Raw genomic sequence first — 4,769 nt, forward strand, 5'->3', positions numbered from 1 at the left:
GTTTTTATCGAACGCCGTTCGGGCATCTTACTCAATCGACCTCATTGTTCAAATTGACGATGCGGATGTGATCGAAATACCACGGGGGTGACTGCTTCTCGTCAAACGAAATGGTTATTTTTCAACAGGACGAAGCAATCCGTGGTGACGCAGGCGGCGGCCTGCGCGGCGCGGGATGGCGGGATGACGGGACGACGCGCGGTCAAAACGACGCAACCGGCGACGCGACCGGAACGCGTTTCGCCGCCCGCTCCGACGGGGCACTTACTTCATCGTCGTGAACCGCGCTTCCAGCTCGTCGAGCTTCGCGAGCACCGCTTCGCTCAGCTTTCTGACGTGACGCGGCACGTCGGGCGTCGACAGCAGTTCCTCGATACGCCCGCGCCAGTATCTCGGATGCCTGACGCGCCCCGCCCCCGACATCGACACATCGACGACGGCCGTCTCGCTGTCGAGCAGCGCCACCATTCTCTGGATGTGAGAGAGCTCACGCTCCACATAGTCTCGTGCGAGCATATTGATTGAAATCCCCGAAATACGACATCAGGCCTTCCGTCATCAACGCGCCATCGTCCGCGGCGCCACGACGCACCGCACACGTTGCGCCTCAGCGTATGCAACGAACGTGTCAATCGATTGTGCGGATGCACACGGCGATCGACAGAGGAACGACAGGCCTGTCCGATTGTTCCGGCGACATCCGGTCGCGATGCCTCGGTAACCATCGTAAGCGCATCGTAGGGCGCCGGCATCCCCAAAAGTGGGGATGCCGGCCGATATGGTTGGGCCGATGACGTTCGGAAAGGACGGGGTGAAAACGGCCGGCCGCCGCGACGGCGCGTTGCACAGCAGCACGATGGCGAGCATTCCGGCGAATCGCGCGCTTTCATGTCTGATGAATCGGCCGTCGGCAGCGACGTGCGGCTTCGTCGCACGCCTCGTGAAGTTCCAACGCCCCGCATCGTTCCAGGCGTCATTCCTTCGACCGGAAATCGGGCATGCGCGTGCCGGTATCGCGCCACCTGTCGCCCCTGCATGTCGATTGGCGCGCTTTGCGAGTGAAGTGGCGCGCAAAAGGCGGCATCATGGCGCATCTCCTCTGCTACGGCATCCCGTCCATGCATATCGATACCGACCTCCCCGTCATGGTGACCGGCGCGACCGGGTACGTCGCGGGCTGGCTCGTGCAGCGGCTGCTCGAGGCCGGCCTGACGGTCCATGCGGCCGTGCGCGACCCGGACAGCCCGGACAAGCTCGAGCATCTCCAGCGCATCGCGGCCGGCAAGCCCGGCACGATCCGCTATTTCCGCGCGGACCTGCTCGAACCCGGGTCGTACGCCGACGCGATGGCCGGTTGCGGGACCGTGTTCCATACCGCGTCGCCGTTCACCGTCACCGTTCGCGATCCGCAGAAGGAGCTGGTCGATCCGGCGCTGCTCGGCACGCGCAACGTACTCGAGACGGCCAACCGCACGCCGTCGGTGCGGCGCGTCGTGCTGACCAGCAGTTGCGCGGCGATCTACGGCGACAACGCCGATCTCGCCGCGACACCGGACGGTATGTTTACCGAAGCAATCTGGAACACCAGTTCATCGCTGACCCATCAGCCCTATTCGTATTCGAAGACGGTCGCCGAGCGCGAAGCGTGGAAGATCGCCCGCCAGCAGCAACGCTGGGAGCTCGTGACCATCAATCCGTCGCTCGTGATCGGGCCGGGCATCAATCCGTACGCGACGTCGGAGAGCTTCGAGATCGTGCGGCAGATGGGCAACGGCACGATGAAGACCGGCGTGCCCGATCTCGGCGTGGGCGCGGTGGATGTCCGCGACGTCGCCGACGCGCATCTGCGTGCGGCGTTCCTGCCGAGCGCCAGCGGCCGCTACATCGTGTCGGCGCACGACATGAGCCTGCCGGCGATGGCCGCCACGCTGCTGGAACGGTATGGCGCCGACTACCCGAGTCCGCGGCGCATCCTGCCGAAATGGCTGGTGTGGCTCGTCGGCCCGCTCGCCAACAAGAGCGTGACGCGCCGCATGATCGCGCGCAACGTCGGGCTGCCCTGGCGCGCCGACAACAGTCGCAGCCGCAACGAACTGGGCATCCGCTATCGCCCGCTCGCCGAGTCGATGAACGACTTCTTCCAGCAGCTCGTCGAAACCGGGCAACTGCGGCGTTGAACCGTTTCGCGATTTCGCCGGGCTGGCAGGTCGTGCTGGTCGACCTCGGCCGGCGCGTCGACGAACTGCCGCGGCGCGCACAGTTGCCCGCCGATCTGTTCACGCGGCCGGAGAACGGGCTGACGACCCGCGAGTACTTCCGCCTGTGGCGCGCGATGGAAGACATCGCGAATGCACCGGCCCTCGCGCTGCGGATACTCGGTCTGGTCTCCGTCGAAACCTTCGATCCACCGCTGTTCGCCGCGTTGTTCAGCCCCAACTTCGAGATCGCGATCCGGCGTATCGGCCAGTTCAAGCCGCTGATCGGCCCGGTCCGTCGGCACGGCCATTCCGAATCAACCGGTGGCGCCACCGCGATTCAGCCCGAAAATGAAATCGGCTTCGACCGACGCGCCCTTCGGCAATTGCAGCACGCCGACCGACGAACGCGTATGGACGCCGGCGTCGCCGAGCACCGCGACCAACACGTCCGACGCGCCGTCGGCCACTTCGCTTTGCATCGTGAAGCCGGGCGCGCTTCGCACGTACACGGTCATGCGCGGGACCGTTGCGATCGCATCGAGCGTGCCGCACTGCTTGCGGATCAGCGCCAGCGCGCGCAGCGCGGAAATGCCGGCCGCGCGGCGGCCGTCTTCCAGCGAAACGGATTCGCCCACGATGCCGACGAAATGCACGACTTCCCCGATTCGCGGAACCTGGCCGGCGACGTACGCCGTCGTTCCGTCGACCAGCACGGGCGTGTACTTTCCGCCGATCCTGATCGTTTCGTCCGGATCGAATCCGAATTCGGCTGCGACTTGTTTCAGCTTTTCATCCCTGTTCATCAGTGAATTCCCCGATCCCTCTGAAAAAAGATAAAGAATAATTGAGTCTCCGAAGCTTGTCTCGCACGAGAAGATCGGACACAAACGATCCTGCCAAGCCACTTCTCAGGTGTTCGAAGCAGTCATTCGTTGCGATATCGACAATGGAATTCGTAGTCGAAGCAATTTTCTTCGTCATTTTCGGTTGAAACCGCTATCATGTATGGACACAACCTGAAGAGTGATATATGGCAACTTACAAGGAACTGAAAGCCCAAATGGATGCTTTGGCCGAGAAAGCCGAAGCAGCGCGCGCCGCTGAATTCCAGGCGATCGTCGACGACATCCGCACCAAAATCGCGGAATACGGCATTACCGAAAAGGACATTTTCGGTACGCGCCGCGGTCGGCCGGCCAAACAGACGGGCGCCCCCGTGCAGGCCAAATACCGCGATCCGAAGACCGGGGCCACCTGGTCGGGCCGCGGTCGCGCACCCGCATGGATCAAGGACGCGAAGAATCGCAATCGATTCCTGATCCAGGAATAAGATTTCCCGCTTGGGCCGGCGCGCGATTCAACGCGCTGTCCGGCCATTCGGGGCATTGATTGACGCATTGAAGGCATCGATACCGGCGGTATTCCATGGCCGCTCCGGTTGACGAGGTTTTGCCCGATCGGCGTGTCGCGCACGGGTCCGTCCATCGATCCTGCCGCACGCCAACCCTTTCTTCAGCGTTCGTAATAGATCGCAAGCCACACGCTTTGCAATTCGTCATGCGTCCACGCGACACGATGACGGCAATGCGGCTCGATCAGCACGTAATCGCCGGCGCGCATATCGAGCCGCGTCGCGTCCTCTTCGAATTCGAGCACGGCCGCGCCTGATAGCAGCACGACCCATTCGGCCCGCGGGTCGTCATACCAGAACCCCGCAGGGCTCGCATGCCCCATCGATACGATTCGCTCGACGTTCACGCGCGAACCCGCAACGAGCATGTCGATTCGCTCGTCGCCCCCGCGCCGCCCTTCGACGCTGAATAAATTACCGGTTTGAAGTTGCATGGCTTCGCCTCGTCGTGGATCTTCGGGTAAAGGATGCGGAATTAAACGCGACGGAAAAATAGTCGCTGCAGCCTGACGTCGACCAGGTTTGCGCTTGCATCGTTAAAAACCGTATCAAAAAGATGAAGAATGACGGCGCCTTCGCCGGCGCCGATTCGTTGCGGCGATAAAGCGCGCATCGGCTTTCTTTTAGCGACGCGCGTGCGCCGGAGCACATCATTTCGATAAAAGCCGATCGACATCCTGCGCCCTATGCAGCACCGGGCCAAGGCCCGTTCACGCGAAGGACGGGCTTGCGAACGTGTCTCGATCGACGCATTTTGCGTTCGCAGGCTGGCGCGAGCAAGCATCGGCATGATGCATTCATTCGTTATTTCGTTTCGAGGTTTCGCCTGCCCAATAAGCGACGATATTGTCTTGGACGTCGATATCGACAGCGAGCGTCGACGAAGTACCGGCCCCGTCAAACCCTCCCCCTCAACCACTCCAGCAGCGCCGCCTGCGCACTCCCGTCCACCACCGGCGCCGGCGTCAACAGGTAGTAATCCGATCCATCCTCGACGAACCCCATCGGCGCAACCAGCACACCGCTTTCGATGTCGTCGCGCACCAGATGCCACGGCCCGATCGCCACGCCGAGCCCCGCGACGGCTGCTTGCAGACTGAAATAGAAATGATCGAACTTCTGCCCACGCCCGCGCGCGGCCGGCTGATTCGCCGCCCCCG

General features: G+C 62.7%; 8 protein-coding genes. 2 read left to right on the plus strand and 6 right to left on the minus strand.

The features are described 5' to 3' along the window. Positions 1 to 264 precede the first annotated feature (264 nt). Positions 265 to 516: a hypothetical protein gene (locus AC3IFE_RS19625; protein WP_089471553.1), complete on the minus strand. Its 252-nt coding sequence runs from the start codon at positions 514 to 516 to the stop codon at positions 265 to 267. 569 nt (positions 517 to 1,085) lie between these two features. Here AC3IFE_RS19625 and AC3IFE_RS19630 point away from each other — a divergent pair. Beyond that, positions 1,086 to 2,177: an NAD-dependent epimerase/dehydratase family protein gene (locus AC3IFE_RS19630; RefSeq protein WP_489191643.1), complete on the plus strand. Its 1,092-nt coding sequence runs from the start codon at positions 1,086 to 1,088 to the stop codon at positions 2,175 to 2,177. On the opposite strand, the gene AC3IFE_RS19635 is transcribed toward AC3IFE_RS19630, so the two are convergent. Together AC3IFE_RS19635 and AC3IFE_RS19640 are read right to left on the minus strand one after the other, a co-directional pair. Then, positions 2,105 to 2,506, minus strand: a complete 402-nt coding sequence (locus tag AC3IFE_RS19635) for a hypothetical protein (RefSeq protein ID WP_489191644.1) — start codon at positions 2,504 to 2,506, stop codon at positions 2,105 to 2,107. The genes AC3IFE_RS19630 and AC3IFE_RS19635 overlap by 73 nt on opposite strands. A 6-nt stretch (positions 2,507 to 2,512) precedes the next feature. Next, on the minus strand, positions 2,513 to 3,001 hold the full coding sequence (locus AC3IFE_RS19640) for a RidA family protein (protein ID WP_089471554.1): 489 nt from the start codon (positions 2,999 to 3,001) through the stop codon (positions 2,513 to 2,515). A 227-nt stretch (positions 3,002 to 3,228) separates the two neighbouring features. Between AC3IFE_RS19640 and AC3IFE_RS19645 the strand changes: the two genes are divergently transcribed. Then, entirely contained in the window at positions 3,229 to 3,528 is a 300-nt protein-coding gene (locus tag AC3IFE_RS19645; protein ID WP_489191645.1) for an H-NS histone family protein, read from the plus strand. Positions 3,529 to 3,710: 182 nt separating this feature from the next. Here the strand turns inward: AC3IFE_RS19645 and AC3IFE_RS19650 are convergent, their stop codons facing one another. From AC3IFE_RS19650 to AC3IFE_RS19660, 3 genes are all read right to left on the minus strand, one after another. Beyond that, entirely contained in the window at positions 3,711 to 4,043 is a 333-nt protein-coding gene (locus AC3IFE_RS19650) for a cupin domain-containing protein (RefSeq protein WP_089471555.1), read from the minus strand. A gap of 41 nt (positions 4,044 to 4,084) precedes the next feature. Continuing rightward, positions 4,085 to 4,399, minus strand: coding sequence for a hypothetical protein (locus AC3IFE_RS19655; protein ID WP_489191646.1), 315 nt, complete (start codon positions 4,397 to 4,399; stop codon positions 4,085 to 4,087). 107 nt (positions 4,400 to 4,506) lie between these two features. After that, the coding region (locus AC3IFE_RS19660; protein ID WP_489191647.1) for a LysR substrate-binding domain-containing protein at positions 4,507 to 4,769 on the minus strand (263 nt) is incomplete at its 5' end.

It is taken from the genome of Burkholderia sp. APQ4-4ca (assembly GCF_057837105.1).